The 22146-nt window shown below is 64.4% G+C and carries 19 protein-coding genes; 13 read left to right on the forward strand and 6 right to left on the reverse strand.

Translation table 11 applies throughout. The features are described 5' to 3' along the window. Positions 1–74 precede the first annotated feature (74 nt). On the forward strand, positions 75–761 hold the full coding sequence (locus JHD77_RS01415) for a DUF6901 family protein (RefSeq protein ID WP_003091213.1): 687 nt from the start codon (positions 75–77) through the stop codon (positions 759–761). A gap of 29 nt (positions 762–790) precedes the next feature. Here the strand turns inward: JHD77_RS01415 and JHD77_RS01420 are convergent, their stop codons facing one another. After that, positions 791–1228 carry a universal stress protein gene (locus tag JHD77_RS01420; RefSeq protein ID WP_003091210.1) on the reverse strand — a complete coding sequence of 146 codons (438 nt, stop codon included), beginning with the start codon at positions 1226–1228 and terminating at the stop codon, positions 791–793. 207 nt (positions 1229–1435) lie between these two features. Here JHD77_RS01420 and JHD77_RS01425 point away from each other — a divergent pair, with 207 nt between their 5' ends. Continuing rightward, positions 1436–1870: a hypothetical protein gene (locus tag JHD77_RS01425; RefSeq protein WP_003119794.1), complete on the forward strand. Its 435-nt coding sequence runs from the start codon at positions 1436–1438 to the stop codon at positions 1868–1870. Positions 1871–1886: 16 nt separating this feature from the next. Here JHD77_RS01425 and JHD77_RS01430 read toward each other — a convergent pair whose 3' ends face one another. Further along, a complete protein-coding gene (locus JHD77_RS01430) occupies positions 1887–2705 on the reverse strand; it encodes a hypothetical protein (protein ID WP_003119795.1) in 819 nt (272 codons plus the stop codon). A 427-nt stretch (positions 2706–3132) separates the two neighbouring features. On the opposite strand from JHD77_RS01430, the gene fadB reads away from it, so the two are divergent. The 6 genes from fadB to JHD77_RS01460 all read left to right on the forward strand — a co-directional run bounded on the left by fadB (position 3133) and on the right by JHD77_RS01460 (position 10704). After that, on the forward strand, positions 3133–5280 hold the full coding sequence (fadB, locus tag JHD77_RS01435; RefSeq protein ID WP_003118095.1) for a fatty acid oxidation complex subunit alpha FadB: 2148 nt from the start codon (positions 3133–3135) through the stop codon (positions 5278–5280). Between the two features lie 30 nt (positions 5281–5310). Next, positions 5311–6486 (forward strand): acetyl-CoA C-acyltransferase FadA, encoded by a 1176-nt coding sequence (gene fadA / locus JHD77_RS01440; protein ID WP_003113978.1) that lies wholly within the window; start codon positions 5311–5313, stop codon positions 6484–6486. A gap of 193 nt (positions 6487–6679) precedes the next feature. After that, the gene (locus JHD77_RS01445; protein ID WP_003109484.1) at positions 6680–6943 is read left to right on the forward strand and encodes a DUF1653 domain-containing protein; all 264 of its coding nucleotides are present in this window, start codon (positions 6680–6682) and stop codon (positions 6941–6943) included. 90 nt (positions 6944–7033) lie between these two features. Continuing rightward, complete coding sequence (gene topA, locus JHD77_RS01450; RefSeq protein WP_003091201.1) at positions 7034–9640, forward strand: type I DNA topoisomerase; 2607 nt, start codon at positions 7034–7036, stop codon at positions 9638–9640. Between the two features lie 106 nt (positions 9641–9746). Beyond that, positions 9747–10265 (forward strand): DUF6586 family protein, encoded by a 519-nt coding sequence (locus tag JHD77_RS01455; RefSeq protein ID WP_003113979.1) that lies wholly within the window; start codon positions 9747–9749, stop codon positions 10263–10265. A 205-nt stretch (positions 10266–10470) separates the two neighbouring features. Beyond that, a complete protein-coding gene (locus tag JHD77_RS01460; protein WP_003109483.1) occupies positions 10471–10704 on the forward strand; it encodes a hypothetical protein in 234 nt (77 codons plus the stop codon). A 21-nt stretch (positions 10705–10725) separates the two neighbouring features. On the opposite strand, the gene sulA is transcribed toward JHD77_RS01460, so the two are convergent. After that, complete coding sequence (gene sulA, locus JHD77_RS01465; RefSeq protein ID WP_003091197.1) at positions 10726–11211, reverse strand: SOS-induced cell division inhibitor SulA; 486 nt, start codon at positions 11209–11211, stop codon at positions 10726–10728. A gap of 11 nt (positions 11212–11222) precedes the next feature. Beyond that, positions 11223–11837 (reverse strand): transcriptional repressor LexA, encoded by a 615-nt coding sequence (lexA, locus tag JHD77_RS01470; protein WP_003091196.1) that lies wholly within the window; start codon positions 11835–11837, stop codon positions 11223–11225. A 231-nt stretch (positions 11838–12068) separates the two neighbouring features. On the opposite strand from lexA, the gene psrA reads away from it, so the two are divergent. From psrA to JHD77_RS01485, 3 genes are all read left to right on the forward strand, one after another. After that, positions 12069–12770, forward strand: coding sequence for a transcriptional regulator PsrA (gene psrA / locus JHD77_RS01475; RefSeq protein WP_003091195.1), 702 nt, complete (start codon positions 12069–12071; stop codon positions 12768–12770). Positions 12771–12971: 201 nt separating this feature from the next. Further along, on the forward strand, positions 12972–13970 hold the full coding sequence (gene nagZ, locus JHD77_RS01480; protein WP_003118092.1) for a beta-N-acetylhexosaminidase: 999 nt from the start codon (positions 12972–12974) through the stop codon (positions 13968–13970). A gap of 11 nt (positions 13971–13981) precedes the next feature. Then, entirely contained in the window at positions 13982–14719 is a 738-nt protein-coding gene (locus tag JHD77_RS01485) for an S-methyl-5'-thioinosine phosphorylase (RefSeq protein ID WP_003091193.1), read from the forward strand. Positions 14720–14764: 45 nt separating this feature from the next. Here the strand turns inward: JHD77_RS01485 and JHD77_RS01490 are convergent, their stop codons facing one another. Next, complete coding sequence (locus JHD77_RS01490) at positions 14765–15394, reverse strand: CsiV family protein (protein WP_015649141.1); 630 nt, start codon at positions 15392–15394, stop codon at positions 14765–14767. 10 nt (positions 15395–15404) lie between these two features. Next, positions 15405–18851 (reverse strand): transcription-repair coupling factor, encoded by a 3447-nt coding sequence (mfd, locus tag JHD77_RS01495; RefSeq protein ID WP_003113980.1) that lies wholly within the window; start codon positions 18849–18851, stop codon positions 15405–15407. A gap of 139 nt (positions 18852–18990) precedes the next feature. Here mfd and JHD77_RS01500 point away from each other — a divergent pair, with 139 nt between their 5' ends. Beyond that, positions 18991–20457 carry a glyceraldehyde-3-phosphate dehydrogenase gene (locus tag JHD77_RS01500; protein WP_023115225.1) on the forward strand — a complete coding sequence of 489 codons (1467 nt, stop codon included), beginning with the start codon at positions 18991–18993 and terminating at the stop codon, positions 20455–20457. Positions 20458–20558: 101 nt separating this feature from the next. Further along, on the forward strand, positions 20559–21968 hold the full coding sequence (locus tag JHD77_RS01505; protein WP_003113982.1) for an amino acid permease: 1410 nt from the start codon (positions 20559–20561) through the stop codon (positions 21966–21968). Positions 21969–22146: the final 178 nt, after the last annotated feature.

The following is a 22146-nucleotide window of genomic DNA, read 5'->3' on the forward strand; positions in this document are numbered from 1 at the left end:
GGGTGCAGTCCCCCGTCGGTCCCTCTGGCTGGCGTCATTGACGGGCCGGCCGTCTCCCGAGAAAGGATCAGTCCATGGCAATCGAGTACCGCATCACGCTGGACGACCAGCATCAGCTCAACTATCGCATCGAGCTGGAGCGGCACTACGACCCGCAGGCGGCTGCCGCAGCGCCGCGCTGGACGCGCCTGGAACACAATCGCTGCAGCAACTGCCCGCTCGATCGCGAACGCTACAGCCATTGTCCGGCGGCGGTCGACCTGCATGGGGTGATCGAGGATTTCCGCAACCTGCCGGCGTTCCGCAAGGCCGGCATCTGCGTGCGCACGCCGGAGCGCGAGTACATCAAGCAGGCGGGCCTGGAGGAAGGACTGCGCGCGCTGATCGGCTTGATCATGGCCAGCAGCGCCTGTCCGCTGCTGGCGCCGCTGAGGCCGATGGCCATGCAGCACCTGCCGTTCGCCAGCAACCAGGAGTTCGTGCTGCGGGTGGTGCCGCTGTACCTGATGCGCCAGTACTTCAACTTCCGCGAGGGGCGGCATGCCGATTGGGAACTGAAAGGGCTGGTGCGGCTGTTCCAGCAGTTGCAACTGGTCAACCAGGCGTTCTGGCAGCGAATCCACGACACCTGTGTCAGCGATTCCAACCTGAAGGCGTTCCTGACCTTCTTCTCGCTGTCGTCGAGCATCAGCTATTCGCTGGAAACCCAGTTGCAGAAGATCCGCCCGCTGGTGATGAGCGCCGAGGAAACGCTCGGCTGAGGCGCAGGCCCCGGCCGAGCGGGGAGAGATCAGGCTTTCTTCAGGTGCACCGCGAGCACGTCGCAGGGCGCGCCGTGCAGCACGTCGTTGGCAGTGGAACCGAGCAGCAGCGCCAGGCCGTGGCGACCGTGGCTGCCGACCACGATCAGGTCGCAGGCCTGTTCCGCGGCGAGGCGGTGGATTTCCTGGCGCGGTTGCCCGTAGACCAGGTGGCGCTGCTCGCTGCCGAGGTCCGGATAGCGTACGGCGAAGGCATCCAGGCGTTCACGGGCCTGGTCGAACTGCTGCTGCTGCAACATCGACAGGTCCATCGGCACGTCCCCACCGAAGGCCATGGCCATGGGCTCGACCACATGCACCACCGAGAGCCGGGCCTGGTTGCTGGTGGCCAGGGCCGCCGCACGCTTCATCACCGGGTCGCATTCGTCGGTCAGGTCGACGGCGACCAGAATGTGTTGATAGGGCATGAACGTCTCCTCCCAGAAGGGGATAGTGTTTTCATTATGGACTTTCGCGCCGCGCGTGGAACCTGTTCCGTTGCGCTGGGCAAAAAGCTGCTCCGCCGTGGTCGCATTCGCCTGTAAACTGCGCCTCCCTTGGCGACTGCGACCGATCCTGCCTGCGCGCGCGGATCGAGGCAAATGCCTTAACCGTTTTTCGAGTGTCCGTTCCTTATGACCACTTGGCTGGTGATCCTGCTGCTGGCTGTCATGCTCAGTCCCCTGGCCTGGCTGATGCCGTCCAACAGGCAGCGCGGCAGGATGGCCCTGCGCCTCGAGGCGCGCCGTCTCGGCCTGGCCATGCAGCTCGCGCGCCAGGATTGGCCGCATTGGCTGGAGAGCGCTCCGCCGACGTCCTGCGCGCAGTTCCACTGCCCGCGCCGACGCGGCCGGGAGGCCTGGTGCTATTGGCAGAATACCCCGGGCCAGTGGCTGAACCAGTGGCGCGAGCCGTGCGCGGACGATGAGTTGCTGGACGCCCTGCGCAGCCTCCCCGGGGATGTCTACAAGGTGGAGGCGACCGCCCAGTTCCTTGCCCTGTATTGGGGCGAGCGCGGCGATAGCGCCGACCTCGGGCGCATCGCCGAGTTTCTCCGCCAGCGCGCCTGAGGCGGCGCGCCGAGGTTCATTGGTTGCGCGCGGCATACAGCGCGGCGACCTTCTCCAGGCCATCGATGATCCGGTCTGCATTCTTGTTGACCAGGAACGGCACGCTGTTCTGGTTGTAGTTGCGCAGGGACTTCTCGATGTAGTGCCACTTGATCGCCACGCTGCGCAGCGCCCTGGCGATCTCCTCGTCGTTCTGCGGCGCCTGCTGCAGCTTCAACAGGTTGACCGAAAAGCGGCTGGCCAGGTCGTCCAGTGGACGCTCCTCGCCGCCGCCGAAGAAGCTGGCGCCCACCGACGCGTTGCGCGAGGCATAGTCCAGAGCAATGTCCTGCATCAGCAGGCTCTGTTCGCGGCTCTGCTCGGTGAGCGTCGGCACCGTGGCGGCGTTTTCCCGTTGCAGGCTGCGATACAACTGGCCGCCGAGGTCCATCAGTTGCTGGTTGCGTCGTGCCAGGTCGGCGACCGGTTGCAGGTCGCTGTAGCCCTTGTTGCGCACCGCGCCGGTCAGCTTGTCGAGGTCTTGCGCATAGTCCCGCCATTGCTCGCGAAGCTGGCCCAGCAGGCGCCGGGATTCGCTGCCGTTCACGCCGTCGAGTCGCTGCAGGCGGGCTTCCGCCGTCTGCGCCGAGCTTTCGATCAGGCTGGCGTAGCGTTGATCGCCTTCCTGGCCGACGTACATGAAGAAGGCGTTCAGGGATTTCTGCGTGGCGAGCCGCATCTGGTGCAGGGCGAGCAGGTCATCGGCGGTCCCTGCCGCGAAGACGGGGAGGCTCAGCAGGCCGAGCAGGGCCAGACAAAGAGTGAACGGACGGCAGATCATGGGTTCCATCTCCATGTGGCCCTGGAGGCCTTCTTGTTGTTCTTTTGTAACGGCCCGTGGCCGATCATGCATGGCGATCTGCGGCGACTCTAGCCTGCCTTTCCGCACCGGGACAAGCGCCCACGGCGCCGATCATCGAACATCTGAATGGTCCGACAGAGGCTGGCTGAATGGCCCTGCGCAGAGGGCCTGGAGGAGGGCAGGTGTTTTCCGGATGGCTGATTGACAATTCCCGGCTTTTGCCGGAATGTGTGCGCACCCAAGTCAAACGGGCGTATGAATCGAGCGTTTGCCTCGCGCAGGCCTCGACAATAGAGACCCGGTTATCGCGTCGGCGGGTGTGCCGAAGGGTTTGGGACTATGCTCGGCGGTTGCCGAAAGGGTCCCGACACGGCGTCCGATGTGTAAGTTCAAGCTTCCATAATAGCGTGGAGATCAGTTGATGATTTACCAAGGTAAAGCCATCACGGTTAAGCCTCTTGAGGGCGGCATCGTCGAGTTGAATTTCGATCTCAAGGGCGAGTCCGTCAACAAGTTCAACCGTCTCACCCTCAGTGAGTTGCGTGCGGCAGTCGATGCGATCAAGGCCGATGCATCGGTCAAGGGCGTGATCGTGACCAGCGGCAAGGACGTGTTCATCGTTGGTGCCGACATCACCGAGTTCGTTGACAACTTCCAGCTGCCCGACGAGGAACTGATGGCGGGCAACCTCGAAGCCAACAAGATCTTCAGCGACTTCGAAGACCTGGACGTACCCACCGTTGCCGCGATCAACGGCATCGCCCTCGGCGGCGGCCTGGAGATGTGCCTGGCCGCGGACTTCCGCGTGATGAGCGCGACCGCCAAGGTCGGCCTGCCGGAAGTCAAGCTGGGCATCTACCCGGGCTTCGGCGGCACCGTCCGCCTGCCGCGCCTGATCGGCTGCGATAACGCCGTCGAGTGGATCGCCTCGGGCAAGGAAAACAAGGCCGAGGACGCCCTGAAGGTCGGCGCCGTCGACGCCGTGGTCGCTCCCGAGCAACTGCAGGCCGCTGCCCTCGACCTGGCCAAGCGCGCCGTCGCCGGCGAGCTGGACCACAAGGCACGGCGCCAGCCGAAGCTGGAAAAGCTGAAGCTGAATGCAATCGAGCAGATGATGGCCTTCGAAACCGCCAAGGGCTTCGTCGCCGGCCAGGCCGGTCCGAACTACCCGGCGCCGGTGGAAGCCATCAAGAGCATCCAGAAGGCCGCCAACTTCGGCCGCGACAAGGCGCTGGAAGTCGAAGCCGCCGGCTTCGTCAAGCTGGCCAAGACCTCGGTCGCGCAGAGTCTGATCGGCCTGTTCCTGAATGACCAGGAACTGAAGAAGAAAGCCAAGAAATACGACGAAGTCGCCAAGGACGTGAAACTGGCCGCCGTGCTCGGCGCCGGCATCATGGGCGGCGGCATCGCCTATCAGTCGGCGCTCAAGGGCACCCCGATCCTGATGAAGGATATCCGCGAAGAGGGTATCCAGATGGGCCTGAACGAGGCCGCCAAGCTGCTCGGCAAGCGCGTCGAGAAGGGTCGCCTGACCCCGGCGAAGATGGCCGAGGCGCTCAATGGCATCCGTCCGACCATGTCCTATGGCGACTTCGGCAACGTCGACATCATCGTCGAAGCCGTCGTCGAGAACCCCAAGGTCAAGCAAGCCGTGCTCGCCGAAGTGGAAGGCGCGGTGAAGGAAGACGCGATCATCGCCTCCAACACCTCGACCATCTCCATCAGCCTGCTGGCCCAGGCGCTGAAGCGTCCGGAAAACTTCTGCGGCATGCATTTCTTCAACCCGGTGCACATGATGCCGCTGGTGGAAGTGATCCGTGGCGAGAAGACCGGTGAAACCGCCATCGCCACCACCGTCGCCTACGCCAAGAAGATGGGCAAGAGCCCGATCGTGGTCAACGATTGCCCCGGCTTCCTGGTCAACCGTGTGCTGTTCCCGTACTTCGGCGGCTTCGCCAAGCTGCTGAGCTTCGGCGTCGACTTCGTGCGCATCGACAAGGTGATGGAGAAGTTCGGCTGGCCCATGGGCCCGGCCTACCTGTCCGACGTGGTCGGCATCGACACCGGCCACCATGGCCGCGACGTCATGGCCGAGGGCTTCCCGGACCGCATGGCGGTCGAGGGCAAGACCGCCGTCGACGTGATGTACGAGGCCAACCGCCTGGGCCAGAAGAACGGCAAGGGCTTCTACGCCTACGAGACCGACAAGCGCGGCAAGCCGAAGAAGGTCACCGATCCGCAGGCCTACGAAGTGCTCAAGCCGATCGTGGTCGAGCAGCGCGAAGTGACCGACGAGGACATCGTCAACTTCATGATGATCCCGCTGTGCCTGGAAACCGTGCGTTGCCTGGAAGACGGCATCGTCGAGACCGCTGCCGAGGCCGATATGGGCCTGATCTACGGCATCGGCTTCCCGCCCTTCCGTGGTGGTGCTCTGCGCTACATCGATTCGATCGGTGTCGCCGAGTTCGTGGCCCTGGCCGACAAGTACGCCGAGCTGGGCGCGCTGTACCACCCGACCGCGAAGCTGCGTGAAATGGCCAAGAACGGTCAGAAATTCTTCGGTTAATCGCGGAACGACTAGAGCGAGAGTGAATTTATGAGCCTGAATCCGAGAGACGTCGTCATTGTCGACTTCGGCCGCACCCCGATGGGTCGTTCCAAGGGTGGCATGCACCGCAACACCCGCGCCGAGACCATGTCGGCGCACCTGATCAGCAAGCTGCTGGAGCGTAACCCGAAGGTCGACCCGGCCGAAGTGGAAGACGTGATCTGGGGCTGCGTCAACCAGACCCTGGAGCAGGGCTGGAACATCGCGCGCATGGCGTCGCTGATGACCCAGATCCCGCACACCAGCGCCGCGCAGACCGTCAGCCGCCTGTGCGGTTCGTCGATGAGCGCGCTGCACACCGCCGCCCAGGCGATCCAGACCGGCAATGGCGATGTATTCGTCATCGGCGGCGTGGAGCACATGGGCCACGTCGGCATGATGCATGGCGTCGACCCGAACCCGCACCTGTCCCTGTACGCCGCCAAGGCCTCGGGCATGATGGGCCTGACTGCGGAAATGCTCGGCAAGATGCACGGTATCAGCCGTGAGGCGCAGGACAAGTTCGGCGCGCGTTCGCACCAACTGGCCTGGAAGGCCACCCAGGAAGGCAAGTTCAAGGACGAGATCATCCCGATGGAAGGGTATGACGAGAACGGTTTCCTGAAAGTCTTCGACTTCGACGAGACCATTCGTCCGGAAACCACCGTCGAGACCCTGGCCGAGTTGAAGCCGGCGTTCAATCCGAAAGGCGGCACCGTGACCGCGGGGACCTCCTCGCAGATCACCGACGGTGCCTCCTGCATGATCGTGATGTCGGCCCAGCGCGCCCAGGACCTGGGCATCCAGCCGATGGCGGTGATCCGCTCCATGGCCGTGGCGGGTGTCGACCCGGCGATCATGGGCTACGGCCCGGTGCCGTCGACCAACAAGGCGCTCAAGCGTGCCGGCCTGACCATCGCCGACATCGATTTCGTCGAACTCAACGAAGCCTTCGCCGCCCAGGCCCTGCCTGTGCTGAAGGACCTCAAGCTGCTCGACAAGATGGACGAGAAGGTCAACCTCCACGGCGGCGCCATCGCCCTGGGTCACCCGTTCGGTTGCTCCGGTGCGCGCATTTCCGGCACCCTGTTGAACGTGATGAAGCAGAACGGCGGTACCCTTGGCGTGTCCACCATGTGCGTGGGCCTGGGACAGGGTATCACCACCGTCTTCGAGCGCATCTAAGCGTTCGTCGAAGGGGAAAGCCGGGGCCTCGTGCCCCGGCTTTCGTTTTTCAGTGTCAGTCGTTTCCGGCTGTATCGAGCGAATGACGCCCCGGGAGCGCGGGTTTGCCTATTGTGCGATCCGTGCCTATACCGGGCTGTTGTATGTCGGCATTGTGCCGTTGTTTTCCGATTTTCGAGACAAGGTAAGGAACATGGACCTGCAGGCTGGGCTCTATCGTCATTACAAGGGACAGAACTACCGGGTCCTGGGTGTCGCGCGGCATTCGGAGACGGAAGAGGCGCTGGTGATCTACCAGGCGCTGTACGGCGAATTCGGTCTCTGGGTGCGTCCGCTGGAGATGTTCACCGAGGCCGTGGAGGTCGATGGCGAGTGGGTGCCGCGCTTCGTCCTGGTGAGTCCCGAGGCCGATCCTCTGGGCTTGCAGAAAGCTCCCGGCGGGGAAGACCGCGCTTGACCTTGGCTCGTTCGCCACTATATATAGCGGTGCCGCGCTAGTCGCTCCCTCCTTTATATTCATCTTTTCGACGCAGGAACCTTCCGATCCATGGGTAAATCGCTGGTCATCGTGGAATCCCCGGCCAAGGCCAAGACCATCAACAAGTACCTGGGCAGCCAGTACGTGGTGAAGTCGAGCATCGGCCACATCCGTGACCTGCCCACCAGTGGTTCGTCGAGTTCCAAGGAGCCGGCGGCCAAGGGCCGCAAGAGCGCCTCCGAGGCGCCGGCGCTGTCACCGAAGGAGAAGGCCAGGCGCCAACTGGTCTCGCGCATGGGGGTCGACCCCGAGCATGGCTGGAAGGCCAAGTACGAGATCCTGCCCGGCAAGGAAAAGGTCATCGACGAGCTACGCCGCCTGGCCAAGGACGCCGACACCGTCTATCTCGCGACCGACTTGGACCGCGAAGGGGAGGCCATCGCCTGGCACCTGCGGGAAGCCATCGGCGGCGACGAAAGCCGCTACAAGCGCGTGGTATTCAACGAAATCACCAAGAAGGCCATCCAGGAGGCCTTCTCCCAGCCCGGCGAGCTCGATATCAACCGGGTGAACGCCCAGCAGGCGCGGCGTTTCCTCGACCGCGTGGTCGGCTACATGGTCTCGCCGCTGCTCTGGCAGAAGATTGCCCGTGGGTTGTCCGCCGGCCGCGTGCAGTCGGTGGCGGTGAAGCTGGTGGTGGAGCGCGAACGCGAGATTCGCGCCTTCGTCCCGGAAGAGTACTGGGAAGTGCATGCCGACCTCGGTACCGCCAAGGGCGCAAACGTGCGCTTCGAGGTTACCCGTGAGAAGGGCGAGGCCTTCAAGCCGCTCAACGAAGCCCAGGCCATGGCGGCCCTGGAAAAGCTCAAGGCCTCGGCCTATAGCGTCGCCAAGCGCGAGGACCGGCCGACCTCCAGCCGACCCTCGGCGCCGTTCATCACTTCCACCCTGCAGCAGGCGGCGAGCAACCGCCTGGGCTTCGGGGTGAAGAAGACCATGATGATGGCCCAGCGTCTCTACGAGGCCGGCTACATCACCTACATGCGTACCGACTCGACCAACCTGTCGGCCGATGCCATTGGCATGGTCCGCGGTTTCATCGAGGACGAGTTCGGCCAGAAGTACCTGCCGGGCAAGGCCAACGTCTACTCGAGCAAGGAGGGCGCCCAGGAAGCGCACGAGGCGATCCGTCCTTCCGACGTCAACCTCAAGCCGACCCAGCTGTCCGGCATGGAGCGTGACGCCGAGCGCCTGTACGACCTGATCTGGCGCCAGTTCGTGGCGTGCCAGATGACCCCGGCCGAATACCTCTCGACCAGCGTGAGCGTCACCGCCGGCGATTTCGAGCTGCGCGCCAAGGGCCGCATCCTCAAGTTCGACGGTTATACCCGGGTACTGCCGCAGCAGAGCAAGCCGGGCGAGGACGACGTCCTGCCGGAAATGAAGGAAGGCGAGAACCTCAAGCTGATCAAGCTCGATCCGAGCCAGCACTTCACCAAGCCGCCGGCGCGCTACTCCGAGGCGAGCCTGGTCAAGGAACTGGAGAAGCGCGGTATCGGCCGCCCCTCGACCTACGCGGCGATCATCTCCACCATCCAGGAGCGCGGCTACGTAACCACCCACAACCGCCGCTTCTATGCGGAGAAGATGGGCGACATCGTCACCGATCGGCTCAACGAGAGCTTCGCCAACCTGATGGACTACGGTTTCACCGCCGGGATGGAGGAGCATCTCGACGACGTGGCCCAGGGCGAGCGCGACTGGAAGCACCTGCTCGACGAGTTCTACGGCGATTTCAAGAAGAAGCTCGAGGTGGCCGAAGTCAGCGAGAAGGGGATGCGCGCCAACCAGCCGACCCTGACCAACATTCCCTGCCGCGAGTGCGGCCGGCCGATGATGATTCGTACCGCCTCCACCGGCGTGTTCCTCGGCTGCTCGGGCTACAGCCTGCCGCCGAAGGAGCGTTGCAAGGCGACCGTCAACCTGATTCCCGGCGACGAGATCGCCGCGGACGACGAGGGCGAGTCCGAGTCGCGGGTGTTGCGTGGCAAGCATCGCTGCCCGATCTGCAGTACCGCGATGGACGCCTACCTGCTGGACGAGAAACACAAGCTGCATATCTGCGGCAACAACCCCGACTGTCCGGGCTACGAGATCGAGGAAGGCCAGTACCGGATCAAGGGCTACGAAGGGCCGAGCCTGGAATGCGACAAGTGTGGCAGCGAGATGCAGTTGAAAACCGGCCGTTTCGGCAAGTTCTTCGGTTGCACCAATCCGACCTGCAAGAACACCCGCAAGCTGCTGAAGAATGGCGAGGCGGCGCCGCCGAAGATGGACGCCATCCGCATGCCTGAATTGAAGTGCGAGAAGGTGGACGATATCTACGTGCTGCGCGACGGCGCTTCGGGCATGTTCCTGGCCGCCAGCCAGTTCCCGAAGAACCGCGAGACCCGCGCGCCGTTGGTGAGCGAGATCATCCCGCACAAGGCCGAGCTGGATCCCAAGTACCATTACCTCTGCGACGCCCCGCAGAAAGACCCGGACGGCCGTCCCGCGGTGATCCGTTTCAGCCGCAAGACCAAGGAGCAATACGTGCAGTCCGAGGTCGATGGCAAGCCCACCGGCTGGCGCGCCTTCTACGATGGCGGCAAGTGGAAGGTCGAAGACAAGCGCTGATGGATGGCGCGCCCGCTTGCATGGGGCGCGCTTATACTGCGCGAAGGCCGGGCGCTGACCTGGCCTGCGCTCCGCATTCCTTCCAGTTTTAATCGGGAGTACCGGCATGGCCCAAGAGCTTTATACCCGCACCAACCAGAAGCTGTATTTCGCCGGGTTGGCTCTGGAGGCCTGGAAGCGAGCCGATGCCGAGCGGGCGATGAATGCCCAGGCGATCATCCAGGGGGAGCGCGAGTCGGCGCTGTTCCACCTTTATGGCGCAGTGCTCGGTGTATGCCATGAGATCGCCGGTTACTACCGTCTGCCGCAGGCTGCCGCTCCTCGCGTGGATGCATTGCTGAATGCCGAAGTGCTGGCGGCCGCGCCCAGCCCCGAGCTAGCTGAACTGGTGGAGTTGGCGTCGCAGCCGGAAACCTGGCTGGGCCAGTTGCTGGGCGCCTACTCCGAGCTGTTCCTGCCGCCGCGACCGACCAAGGCAGCGAAGATCGACCCCAGCACACCGTTGATCGTTGCCGTGAGTATCGACGAAGAAGCCCCCTTGCTTTCTCGCGAAACCCTCGAGGAATGGCGGCAGTCGCTGAAGCAATTGGTCCTGCGTTTTCGCGAGAGCCTGACGGAGCTGTAACGCCGTCGTCATTCGCCGATCAGCGGTAGGACATTTTCCTACCGTTCCACTCGGTTGATTTGCCAGCAAAAAAATTTAGCGGATGCCGTCCGGGCGCTCTGGAACCGCCGTTACAGGCGCGAGAGGGGAACCGGAAGGCGGATGCGGGCTAGGGATGCACTGGATGGGCTGTTACAATGTCGCGTCTTCGTAGAGAGCGTCTGTCATGCCAACATCCTTCCTTGAAATCGTAGAAATGCCCGACGGGCGCATCGTGCTGCGTCGCGCCGATGACGAGGAGGCGTTGGTGACCCTGGAGTTCTCCGGGGACGCGAAGAATTTCCTGCAAGGCCAGCATGTCGAAGTGGCCAAGGCCATGTTCAATGTCGGCGTGCAAATGGCCGGTCGTCTTGCCGAGGGCGAGATGGAACACGACGAAGGCCCCCGCGTCCTGCACTGAACGCTGTCCCCCGCCGTTTTTTCAACCCAGACGAATATTCAGGCTCTGTGCTTGGCCCAGTTGGGCGGCGCGGGACAGTTGCTTGCGCGCCGCCCGGCTCAGCGGTTCCAGCCAACTGACCACGGTGTGGCTGCGGCCCAGGCGCAAGGCCTCGCAACTGAGCGCCAGGGCAGCGGCGTTGTCCTTCGCCTGCAGTAGCAGGATGCGCTCGCGGTTCAGGCCGGCGCGGCGCAGCCATTCATGGGTCAGGCTCGCCGGCGGAGCGATCAGGGTCAGCCAGCGGGCATCCTGTTCCTCGCTGAGCTCGCGGAGAATCGGTGCGAGCAGGGTCAGGCAGTGCCCCGGCAGGCCGCTGAGCGAAAGTTCGCTAAAGGCAGCGGGTTCCTCGATGGAGGCGCTGGAAGGGCTGTCGATGACATCGTCGAGCAAGGGTGCGCCGTTGCTGGCCCAGAACGCTTCCTGGAACAGTGGCAACTGGGCGCTGGGCAGCGAGTGGGAGGTCTGCATGGTATCTCCTGTCAGCGCCGGATCACGCCGACGCTCAAGCCTTCGATGATCAGTTCCTGCTCCTTCAGATCGACTTCGATCGGAGCGAACTCAGGGTTTTCCGCCAGCAGCCAGACCTTGCTGCCTTCGCGCTTGAAGCGTTTCACCGTGACCTCCTCGCCGATCCGCGCGACCACCACCTGGCCGTTGCGCGCTTCGCGGGTGACGTGGACGGCCAGCAGGTCGCCGTCGAGGATGCCGATGTCCTTCATGCTCATGCCGCGCACGCGCAACAGGTAGTCGGCGCGAGGATTGAAGAAGGCGGGATTGATACGGCAGGATTCCTCGATGTTCTGTTCGGCGAGGATCGGTGCGCCGGCGGCGACCCGTCCGATCACCGGCAGGCCCTCATCGTCGTTGGCGGCATGCGGTTCGAAGCCGGGAATGCGGATGCCGCGAGAGGCGCCCGGAGTCATTTCGATGGCGCCCTTGCGTGCCAGCGCCTTGAGGTGCTCCTCGGCGGCGTTCGGCGACTTGAAGCCGAGTTCCTGGGCGATTTCCGCCCGGGTCGGCGGAAAGCCGTGGTCTTCCAGGCAGCGCTTGATGAAGGAGAGGATCTCGGCTTGGCGGGGCGTCAGCTTCTGCATGTCGTCGCTCTGTGTTTTTATCCAGTGACTGGGATTATATACAGTGAGCGGGGCGTGGCAATGATTTTCCGCATGACATTTCGTCCTGCGTCACGATGAAGTTGGCCAGTGTCTTGCTTCCGTTTTTCGGGACTTCTCTGTAATTTTCCTGACTGGTGCGTCATCTGCCGCTTGACAAGGGATGTGGCTGAAACGTATGTTTCAAACAAGTGTTTGTCAGGCGGAGAAACCATGGCCCAGTCGGAAACCGTCGAACGCATTCTCGATGCGGCGGAACAGCTGTTCGCGGAAAAAGGCTTCGCCGAAACCTCGTTGCGTCTGATCACCAGCAAGGCCGGGGTCAACCTGGCGGCGGTGAATTATCACTTCGGTTCGAAGAAGGCGCTGATCCAGGCGGTGTTCTCGCGCTTCCTCGGGCCATTCTGCGCCAGCCTGGAAAAGGAGCTGGATCGTCGCCAGGCCAAGCCCGAGGCCCAGCACGCCACCCTGGAGGACCTCCTGCACCTGCTGGTGTCCCAGGCGATGGCGGTGAAGCCGCGCAGCGGCAACGACCTGTCGATCTTCATGCGCTTGCTCGGCCTGGCCTTCAGCCAGAGCCAGGGGCACCTGCGCAAGTACCTGGAGGAGGTCTACGGCAAGGTCTTCCGGCGCTACATGCTGCTGGTCAACGAGGCTGCGCCGAAGCTGCCGCCCATCGAGCTGTTCTGGCGCGTGCACTTCATGCTCGGCGCGGCCGCCTTCAGCATGTCGGGGATCAAGGCCCTGCGGGCGATGGCGGAAACCGATTTCGGCGTGAACACTTCCACCGAGCAGGTGATGCACCTGATGGTGCCGTTCTTCGCTGCCGGCATGCGCGCCGAGAGCGGCATCGACGATCCGCTGCTGGCCGGGGCGCAACTGCGCCCGCGGAACAAGACGCCCGCCAAGGCCTGATCGCAGACGGCGCCCCAGGGCGCCGTTTTCCTTTCTCCTTTCTCTGTGCTCCGGGCGGAACTCCATGCGCCGGGCCGGCTCCATTGGCAGGCGCGCGGTACCGCCCCGGGACTTAAGTCTTTCTGCCGGGTGCAGTACAGTGTGCGCTGTCTGAGGCCCGTGACGGCGGGCTTCGCTGATTTCCAGGCCATAGGACTCTTCATGCAAGGCTCTCTGATGCTCGACATCGGCGGCACCTGGCTGACCGCCGAGGACCGCCAAATCCTGCGCCACCCCGAGGTGGGCGGGCTGATCATCTTCGCTCGCAACATCGAGCATCCTGCCCAGGTTCGCGAACTGTGTGCGGCCATTCGCGCCATCCGTCCCGACCTGTTGCTGGCCGTCGACCAGGAAGGAGGGCGCGTGCAGCGCCTGCGCCAGGGCTTCGTGCGCCTGCCGGCGATGCGCGCGATCGCCGACAACCCCAATGCCGAAGAGCTGGCCGAGCATTGTGGCTGGCTGATGGCGACCGAGGTGCAGGCGGTCGGCCTCGACCTGAGTTTCGCGCCGGTGCTGGATCTCGACCACCAGCGCAGCGCCGTGGTCGGTAGCCGCGCCTTCGAGGGCGACCCGGAGCGTGCCGCGCTGCTTGCCGGTGCTTTCATTCGCGGCATGCATGCCGCCGGGATGGCCGCCACCGGCAAGCATTTTCCCGGTCACGGCTGGGCCGAGGCCGATTCCCATGTGGCGATTCCCGAAGACGCGCGCAGTCTCGAGGAAATCCGGCGCAGCGACCTGGTTCCGTTCGCCCGCCTGGCCGGACAGCTCGACGCGCTGATGCCGGCCCATGTCATCTATCCGCAGGTCGACCCGCAGCCCGCCGGCTTTTCCCGGCGCTGGTTGCAGGAGATCCTGCGCGGCGAGCTGAAGTTCGACGGGGTGATATTCAGCGACGACCTGTCGATGGCCGGCGCCCATGTGGTTGGCGACGCCGCCAGCCGCATCGAGGCCGCCCTGGCCGCGGGCTGCGACATGGGCCTGGTGTGCAACGACCGGGCTTCCGCCGAGCTGGCCCTGGCTGCCCTGCAACGCCTGAAGGTGACCCCGCCGTCGCGTCTGCAACGCATGCGTGGCAAGGGCTACGCGAATACCGACTATCGCCAGCAGCCGCGCTGGCTGGAAGCACTGTCCGCGTTGCGCGCTGCGCAACTGATTGATTGAGGGAGCTGTCGATGAGTGTCTACGCGATTATCGGAGGAACCGGCCTGACCCAGCTGGAAGGGCTGACGCTGAGCGAGTCCCTGCCGATCGAAACGCCGTATGGCGCGCCGTCCGCGCCGCTCCAGCGTGGCCGCTACGCCGGGCGCGAGGTGCTGTTCCTGGCACGTCACGGTCATCCGCACCGCTTCCCGCCGCACCAGGTGAACTACCGGGCCAATCTCTGGGCGCTGAAGCAGGCGGGTGCCGAGGCGGTGATCGCGGTCAACGCGGTGGGTGGCATCCATGCGGCGATGGGAACGGGGCACCTGTGCGTGCCGCACCAGTTGATCGACTACACCTCGGGACGCGAGCACACCTATTTCGCCGGCGATATCGAGCATGTCACCCATATCGACTTCAGCCACCCCTATGACGAGCCGTTGCGCCAGCGCCTGATCGAGGCGTTGCGTGCGTTGGGGCTGGCGCACAGCAGCCATGGGGTCTACGCCTGCACCCAAGGACCGCGCCTGGAAACGGTGGCGGAAATCGCCCGGTTGGAGCGGGACGGCAACGATATCGTCGGCATGACCGGCATGCCCGAGGCGGCACTGGCCCGCGAGCTGGACCTGCCCTACGCCTGCCTGGCGCTGGTGGTCAATCCCGCGGCGGGCAAGTCGGCGGGGATCATCACCATGGCCGAAATCGAACAGGCGTTGCACGATGGCATCGGCAAGGTGCGCGAGGTGTTGGCGCGGGTCCTGGCCGGCTAGGCGGCCATCGCAACGAAAAAAAGGCCGCTATTGCGGCCTTTTTCGCTATTGCGCAGGAGGTGCGGCGTCGAAGCCGCCTTCGACGGGGGGCGCGTCCGCCGGTGCCTGCTGTTCTTCCATTTCCATGGGATTGGGGGCGGCGGGACGGGCGCCGACCGGCACCACCTTGATCAGGATGCCCAGGCTCGGATGGTCGAGATAGGTCAGTTCGCCATTCTTCAGCCGCGTGCCCTGCCTGATGTGCTGGCTGCCGGCGAGGAAACCGTCGTCGCCGAAGCGATTGACCCAGAAATCGGCCTCCATGTCGACGAAGCGCACCTGGCTGAGGGTCAGCGTACCTTCCACCGGGAAATGATGATCCTGTTCCTGGCCTTCGCTGAGGGCGATCTTCGCCGGGGTCTCGCCGATGTCCTGGCGCCAGGCCTTGTGCAGCAGCACGGTGTAGCCGTTGTCCTGGCTGAGCTTGGCGAGCTGGTTGTCGAGCGCGGTGGCGCGCAGGGCGTCGCTGGCCAGCGGCTGTGCGCCGGTGGCCCAGTCGTCCGGGGCCGGCTGGCTGGACGGCACGGCATCGCCGGCCTGGCGGAACACCACCAGTTCCACCTGGTAGGGACCGCCGGCGAATGCCGCGGGGGCGGCCAGTGAGAGCAGCAGGGCAAGGCAACGGAACAAGCGCATAGGCTAATCCTTAGGTGGTTTGCGGTGTCAGGCGCTCGAACAGCGCCTCCAGGGTATTGAAGCGTTCTTCCGGTCGTTCCATGGGCACCTGGAAGCGGAACAGGGTTGCGCCTTCGAACTTGTAGCGGTTCGGTTGGCCCTGGATCAGCTTGATCAATACCAGCGGGTCGACCTGGGTATCGGCGGCAAATTCTATACGACCGCCCTGCGGTCCGGCATCGACCTTGAGTATTCCAAGTTTTTCCGCCTGCAGTTTCAGAAGGGTCAGGCGCATCAGGTTCTTCGCCGGATCGGGCAGGAGCCCGAAGCGGTCGATCATCTCCACCTGCAACTCGCGCAAACCTTCCTCGTCAGGGGCGTTGGCGATGCGCTTGTAGAGGATCAGCCGGGCATGCACGTCGGGCAGGTAATCCTCGGGGATCAGCGCAGGCACCCGCAGGTTGACCTCCGGCCCGCCGCCCAGTGGCTGCTCGAGGTTCGGTTGCTCGCCCTTGCGGATGGCCTTCACCGCCCGTTCGAGCATTTCCATGTAGAGGGTGAAGCCGACCGCCTGGATCTGCCCGCTCTGGCCGTCGCCGAGCAACTCGCCGGCGCCGCGGATCTCCAGGTCGTGGGTGGCGAGGACGAAGCCGGCGCCCAGGTCCTGGGCGTTGGCGATGGCTTCCAGGCGTTTCTCGGCGTCCGGGGTCATCTGACGGCGCGGCGGTGTCAGCAGGTAGGCGTAGGCCTGGTGGTGGCTGCGACCGACGCGGCCGCGCAACTGGTGCAACTGGGCCAGGCCGAACTTGTCGGCGCGCTCGATGAGGATGGTGTTGGCGCTGGGCACGTCGATGCCGGTCTCGATGATGGTCGAGGCCACCAGCACGTTGAAGCGCTTGTGGTAGAAGTCGCTCATCACCTGTTCCAGCTCGCGCTCGTGCATCTGTCCGTGGCCGATGCCGATGCGCGCCTCCGGGACCAGTTCGGCGAGGTCGCGGGCGCACTTCTCGATGGTCTTCACTTCGTTGTGCAGGTAGTACACCTGGCCGCCGCGCAGCAGTTCGCGGAGCAGCGCTTCCTTGATTACCGCGTTCTGCTGCTCCATGACGAAGGTGCGCACCGACAGGCGGCGCGCCGGCGGCGTGGCGATGATGGACAGGTCGCGCATGCCGGAGACGGCCATGTTCAGGGTCCGCGGGATCGGCGTGGCGGTGAGGGTGAGGATGTCCACTTCGCTGCGCAGGGCCTTGAGCTGCTCCTTCTGGCGCACCCCGAAGCGGTGTTCCTCGTCGATCACGACCAACCCCAGGTTGGCGAACTTCACGTCTTCCTGGAGCAGCTTGTGGGTCCCGATGAGGATGTCGATCTTGCCTTCGGCCAGTAGCCGTGCAGCGTTCTCGACTTCCTTGGCGCTCTTGAAGCGGCTCATCACCTCGACGCTCACCGGCCAGTCGGCGAAGCGGTCGCGGAAGCTGTTGTAGTGCTGCTGGGCGAGCAGGGTGGTGGGCACCAGCACCGCCACCTGCTTGCCGCTATGCACGGCGACGAACGCCGCGCGCATCGCCACTTCGGTCTTGCCGAAGCCGACGTCGCCGCAGACCAGGCGGTCCATTGGCCTGGGCGCGAGCATATCGGCGACCACTGCCTCGATGGCGCTTTGCTGGTCCGGCGTCTCCTCGAACGGGAAGCCGGCCGAGAAGGTCGCGTAGTCGGCCTGCGGATCCTTGAACGCGAAGCCTTCGCGGGCGGCGCGGCGGGCGTAGATGTCGAGCAGCTCGGCGGCGACGTCGCGGACCTGCTCGGCGGCCTTGCGCTTGGCCTTCTGCCAGGTTTCCGAGCCGAGCCGGTGCAACGGCGCCAGGGCGTCGTCGGCGCCGGTGTAGCGGGCGATCAGGTGCAGGTTGGCGACCGGCACGTAGAGCTTGGCGTCCTCGGCGTATTGCAGCATGAGGAATTCCGCCTGCTGGTTGTCCACCTCGAGGGTGATCAGGCCCAGGTAGCGGCCGACGCCATGGTCGATGTGCACCACCGGCGCGCCTTCGCGCAGCTCGGTGAGGTTCTTGATCACCGCGTCGCCGCCGTCGCGGGTCTTTTCCCGGCGCCGGCGCTGCATGACGCGCTGGCCGAACAGCGGGCTTTCGGCGACCAGGGCGAGGGCCGGATGGTCCAGCAGCAGGCCCTCGTCCAGCGGCGCGATGCTGATCGCCAGGCGTGCCTGGCTGGCGAGGAAGGCCGGCCAGCCGTCGACTTCCTCGGGGCGCAGCTTCAGTCGGGCCAGCAGCTCCAGCAGGACTTCCCGGCGTCCGGCCGATTCGGCGCAGAACAGTACGCGGCCGGGGAACTCCTCGATGAACCGGCGCAGCGCGGCCAGCGGCTCGGCGGCCTTGGCTTCGATCGCCAGGTTCGGCAGCGGCAGGGCCGGGAAGCGCTCGCGCCCGACGCCCGGCTCGACGTCCTCCTGGCTGGCGACCACCCGTGGCCAGTTCTTCAGCCGGGCGAAGCAGTCTTCCACCGGAAGGAACACTTCCGCCGGCGGCAGCAATGGCCGTTCCGGATCGACCCGGCGGTCCTCGTAGCGGCTGCGTACGTCATTCCAGAACTGCTCCGCGGCCTGTTCGATGCCGGGCAGGGAGAACACCTGGGTGTCTTGCGGCAGGTAGTCGAAGAGGGTCGCGGTTTCCTCGAAGAACAGCGGCAGGTAGTACTCGATTCCCGAGGGTGTCAAACCGCTGGCGAGGTCCTGGTAGATCGGGCAGCGCCGGTAGTCGACGTCGAAGCGCTCGCGGAAGCGGCCGCGGAAGCCGGTGACCGCTTCCTTGTTCAGGGGGAATTCGCGTGCCGGCAGCAGGCGGATCGACTCGACCTTGTCGATGGAGCGCTGGGTCTCCGGGTCGAAGGTGCGCAGGGTCTCGATCTCGTCGTCGAACAGGTCGATACGGAAGGGCAACTCGCTGCCCATCGGGAACAGGTCGATCAGCGCGCCGCGGACGGCGAACTCGCCGTGCTCGTAGACCGTGTCGACGCAGCGGTAGCCGGCGCCTTCCAGGCGCAGGCGCATCCGCTCGACGTCGAGTTTCTGGCCGACGTCGAGGACCAGGCTGCTGCCGAGCAGGAAGCGGGTCGGCGCCAGGCGGTGCAAGGCGGTGGAGATCGGCACCACCAGCACGCCGTGCTTGAGCTGCGGCAACTGGTAGAGGGCGGCGATGCGCTGGGAAATGATGTCCTGGTGCGGCGAAAAGACGTCGTAGGGCAGGGTTTCCCAATCGGGGAAATGCAATACCGGCAGGTCGGGGGCGAAGAACCGCAGTTCCTGTTCCAGGCGTTCGGCATTCTGGCTGTCGGCGGTCAGCAGCAGGGTGAAGCGCTTGGCGGAACTGGCGGCCTCGGCGACAGCCAGGCTCAGCGCGGCACCGGGGAGGTTGCCCCAGTGTTGCTTGCCGGCGCTGGCCGGCAGGCTGGGAAGACGCAGTACGGACACGGGCAAGCTGGGCTCCGGTCGGGAATTTGACCCGCCGGATTGTAACTTTCCCGACTGCTGGATGTCAGTCTTCCGACTGCTGCAGATTGCCGAGCCTGGCCGGCGCGGTCATAATGTAGCCCCTTTTTTCATCCCCTACATGTGGAAGGTATTGCCCGTGACTCAGAAGCCCGACCAGTGTCTCGGTGAATGGATCGATCGTGAAGCCATCGCGGAAGCCATGATCCCGCTGATTGGCCAGCTCTACCGCAATAACAATGTGGTGACCTCGATCCATGGCCGTGGTCTGATCAACCGCTCGGTGATCGCGATCATGAAGGCGCATCGTTTCGCCCGTCATCGCATGGCTGATGACGCCGAGCTGTCGGTTCACGAGACGTTCCCGATCCTCAAGGCGATGAGCGAGCTCAAGCTGGGCGCCGCTTCCGTCGATCTGGGCAAGATGGTCGCCAAGTTCAAGGCAGAAGGTAACGGCCGCAGCATCGAGGACTTCGTCAAGGCCGAGCTGGCCGAGGTGGTCGGCAAGCAGAACGGCGATGCCCGCGAAGGCACCGACGTCGTGCTCTACGGCTTCGGCCGCATCGGCCGCCTGCTGGCGCGCATCCTGATCGAGAAGACCGGCGGCGGCGACGGCCTGCGCCTGCGCGCGATCGTCGTGCGCAAGGGTGCCGAGAACGACCTGGTCAAGCGGGCCAGCCTGCTGCGTCGGGACTCGGTGCACGGTCCGTTCGACGGCACCATCACCATCGACGAACAAAACAACACGCTGACCGCCAACGGCAACCTGATCCAGGTGATCTACTCCAACGATCCGGCGTCGATCGACTACACCCAGTACGGCATCAAGAACGCCCTGCTGGTCGACAACACCGGCAAGTGGCGCGACGCCGAAGGCCTCGGCCAGCACCTGAAGTGCCCGGGGATCGATCGCGTGGTCCTTACCGCTCCGGGCAAGGGTGCGCTGAAGAACATCGTGCACGGTATCAACCACACCGACATCGGCGCCGACGACAAGATCATCTCGGCCGCCTCCTGCACCACCAACGCCATCGTGCCGGTGCTGAAGGCCGTCAACGACCAGTACGGCATCGTCAACGGTCACGTCGAGACCGTTCACTCGTACACCAACGACCAGAACCTGATCGACAACTTCCACAAGGGCAGTCGTCGTGGCCGCAGCGCGCCGCTGAACATGGTGATCACCGAGACCGGTGCCGCCACCGCCGCGGCCAAGGCCCTGCCGGTGCTGAAAGGCAAGCTGACCGGCAATGCGATCCGTGTGCCGACGCCGAACGTGTCCATGGCGATCCTCAACCTGAACCTGGAAAAGGCCACCACCCGCGAAGAGATCAACGAGTACCTGCGCCAGATGGCCATGCACTCGGACCTGCAGAAGCAGATCGACTTCGTCAGCTCCCAGGAAGTGGTTTCCACCGACTTCGTCGGTTCGCGCCATGCCGGCGTGGTGGACGCCGAGGCGACCATCTGCAACGACAACCGTGTCGTCCTGTACGTGTGGTACGACAACGAGTTCGGCTACAGCTGCCAGGTAGTGCGCGTGATGGAAGACATGGCTGGGGTCAACCCGCCGGCCTTCCCGCGTTGATGCGCAAGGCGTAGAGGAAAACGGGAGCTCTCGGGCTCCCGTTTTTCATTTCTGTGGATAACCAGAACAAGAAACTACTCACTTCGATTTAGGGTTTTTCAATGGATGGTCAACATCTGCACCAGGGCGAGCTGAAGCGTGGCCTGAAGAATCGCCACATCCAGTTGATCGCGCTGGGCGGGGCGATCGGCACCGGGCTGTTCCTCGGCTCGGCGGGCGTCATCAAGACGGCCGGCCCGTCGATGATCCTCGGTTACGCCATTGGCGGCTTCATCGCCTTCCTGATCATGCGCCAGCTCGGCGAGATGATCGTCGAGGAGCCGGTGGCCGGCTCCTTCAGTCACTTCGCACACAAGTACTGGGGCGGATTCGCCGGTTTCCTTTCCGGCTGGAACTACTGGGTGCTGTACATCCTGGTGGGCATGTCGGAGCTGACCGCGGTGGGCAAGTACATCCAGTATTGGTGGCCGGACGTGCCGACCTGGGCGACGGCGGCGGCGTTCTTCGTGCTGATCAACGCGATCAACCTGGCCAACGTGAAAGCCTTCGGCGAGACCGAGTTCTGGTTCGCGATCATCAAGGTAGCGGCGATCGTCGGCATGATCCTGCTCGGTATCTACCTGCTGGTCGGCGGCGGTGGCGGACCGCAAGCCTCGGTGAGCAACCTGTGGGACCGCGGCGGCTTCTTCCCCAACGGTCTCAGCGGCCTGGTGATGACCCTGGCGATCATCATGTTCTCCTTCGGGGGGCTGGAGTTGGTGGGTATCACCGCCGCCGAGGCGTCCGAGCCGCGGAAGGTGATCCCGAAGGCGATCAACCAGGTGATCTACCGGATCCTGATCTTCTATATCGGCGCCCTGGCGGTGCTGCTCTCGCTGTATCCATGGGACCAGTTGGTGGAGACCATCAACGCTTCCGGCGACGACTACAGCGGCAGCCCGTTCGTGCAGATCTTCTCGTTGATCGGCAGCGGCACCGCGGCCAACATCCTCAACTTCGTAGTACTCACCGCGGCATTGTCGGTCTACAACAGCGGCGTCTACTGCAACAGCCGGATGCTCTACGGCCTGGCCGCCCAGGGTGACGCGCCGAAGGTGCTGATGTCGGTGGACCGCCGGGGCGTGCCGGTGCTGTCGATCCTGGTCTCGGCGCTGATCACCTTCCTCTGCGTGATCGTCAACTACGTATTGCCGCACAAGGCGCTGGAGCTGCTGATGTCGCTGGTGGTGGCGGCGCTGGTGATCAACTGGGCGATGATCAGCCTGTCGCACCTGAAGTTCCGCGCGGCGATGAAGCGCCAGGGCGTGGACACCTTCTTCAAGGCGCTCTGGTCGCCGTTCAGCAACTACCTGTGCCTGGCCTTCGTGTTGTTCATCCTTGGCATCATGCTGATGATCCCCGGGATCAACATCTCGGTGTACGCCATTCCATTCTGGCTGCTGCTGATGTGGTTGTGCTACCGGGTCAAGCTGTCGCTGGCGGAAAGGCGCGGGCTCGGCCAGCAGGCCTGAGCCTGCGGGTGGCGCAGGACGGGAGCTTCGGCTCCCGTTTTTCATTTCGCACGGGCATATTTTTCTGTCGTTTTCTGTTACGCGTTTCAAGACCCGGTGTGCGGCTTGGGTGGCTCCCGGGGAGGTGGCTCTTTATAATCCCGTGGTTACCTTGCGGGGCCATTCATCAATCGTGCCA

It is taken from the genome of Pseudomonas sp. P20, from assembly GCF_016463925.1.
GTDB lineage: Bacteria > Pseudomonadota > Gammaproteobacteria > Pseudomonadales > Pseudomonadaceae > Pseudomonas > Pseudomonas aeruginosa.

Coding starts and splice junctions, on each gene's coding strand:
- JHD77_RS01445 (WP_003109484.1), top strand. CDS start 6,680: ATGGACCTGCAGGCTGGGCTCTATCGTCATTACAAGGGACAGAACTAC.
- JHD77_RS01425 (WP_003119794.1), top strand. CDS start 1,436: ATGACCACTTGGCTGGTGATCCTGCTGCTGGCTGTCATGCTCAGTCCC.
- nagZ (WP_003118092.1), top strand. CDS start 12,972: ATGCAAGGCTCTCTGATGCTCGACATCGGCGGCACCTGGCTGACCGCC.
- topA (WP_003091201.1), top strand. CDS start 7,034: ATGGGTAAATCGCTGGTCATCGTGGAATCCCCGGCCAAGGCCAAGACC.
- JHD77_RS01500 (WP_023115225.1), top strand. CDS start 18,991: ATGTGGAAGGTATTGCCCGTGACTCAGAAGCCCGACCAGTGTCTCGGT.
- lexA (WP_003091196.1), bottom strand. CDS start 11,837: ATGCAGAAGCTGACGCCCCGCCAAGCCGAGATCCTCTCCTTCATCAAG.
- JHD77_RS01430 (WP_003119795.1), bottom strand. CDS start 2,705: ATGGAGATGGAACCCATGATCTGCCGTCCGTTCACTCTTTGTCTGGCC.
- fadB (WP_003118095.1), top strand. CDS start 3,133: ATGATTTACCAAGGTAAAGCCATCACGGTTAAGCCTCTTGAGGGCGGC.
- JHD77_RS01460 (WP_003109483.1), top strand. CDS start 10,471: ATGCCAACATCCTTCCTTGAAATCGTAGAAATGCCCGACGGGCGCATC.
- JHD77_RS01505 (WP_003113982.1), top strand. CDS start 20,559: ATGGATGGTCAACATCTGCACCAGGGCGAGCTGAAGCGTGGCCTGAAG.
- sulA (WP_003091197.1), bottom strand. CDS start 11,211: ATGCAGACCTCCCACTCGCTGCCCAGCGCCCAGTTGCCACTGTTCCAG.
- JHD77_RS01490 (WP_015649141.1), bottom strand. CDS start 15,394: ATGCGCTTGTTCCGTTGCCTTGCCCTGCTGCTCTCACTGGCCGCCCCC.
- psrA (WP_003091195.1), top strand. CDS start 12,069: ATGGCCCAGTCGGAAACCGTCGAACGCATTCTCGATGCGGCGGAACAG.
- JHD77_RS01455 (WP_003113979.1), top strand. CDS start 9,747: ATGGCCCAAGAGCTTTATACCCGCACCAACCAGAAGCTGTATTTCGCC.
- JHD77_RS01415 (WP_003091213.1), top strand. CDS start 75: ATGGCAATCGAGTACCGCATCACGCTGGACGACCAGCATCAGCTCAAC.
- JHD77_RS01485 (WP_003091193.1), top strand. CDS start 13,982: ATGAGTGTCTACGCGATTATCGGAGGAACCGGCCTGACCCAGCTGGAA.
- JHD77_RS01420 (WP_003091210.1), bottom strand. CDS start 1,228: ATGCCCTATCAACACATTCTGGTCGCCGTCGACCTGACCGACGAATGC.
- fadA (WP_003113978.1), top strand. CDS start 5,311: ATGAGCCTGAATCCGAGAGACGTCGTCATTGTCGACTTCGGCCGCACC.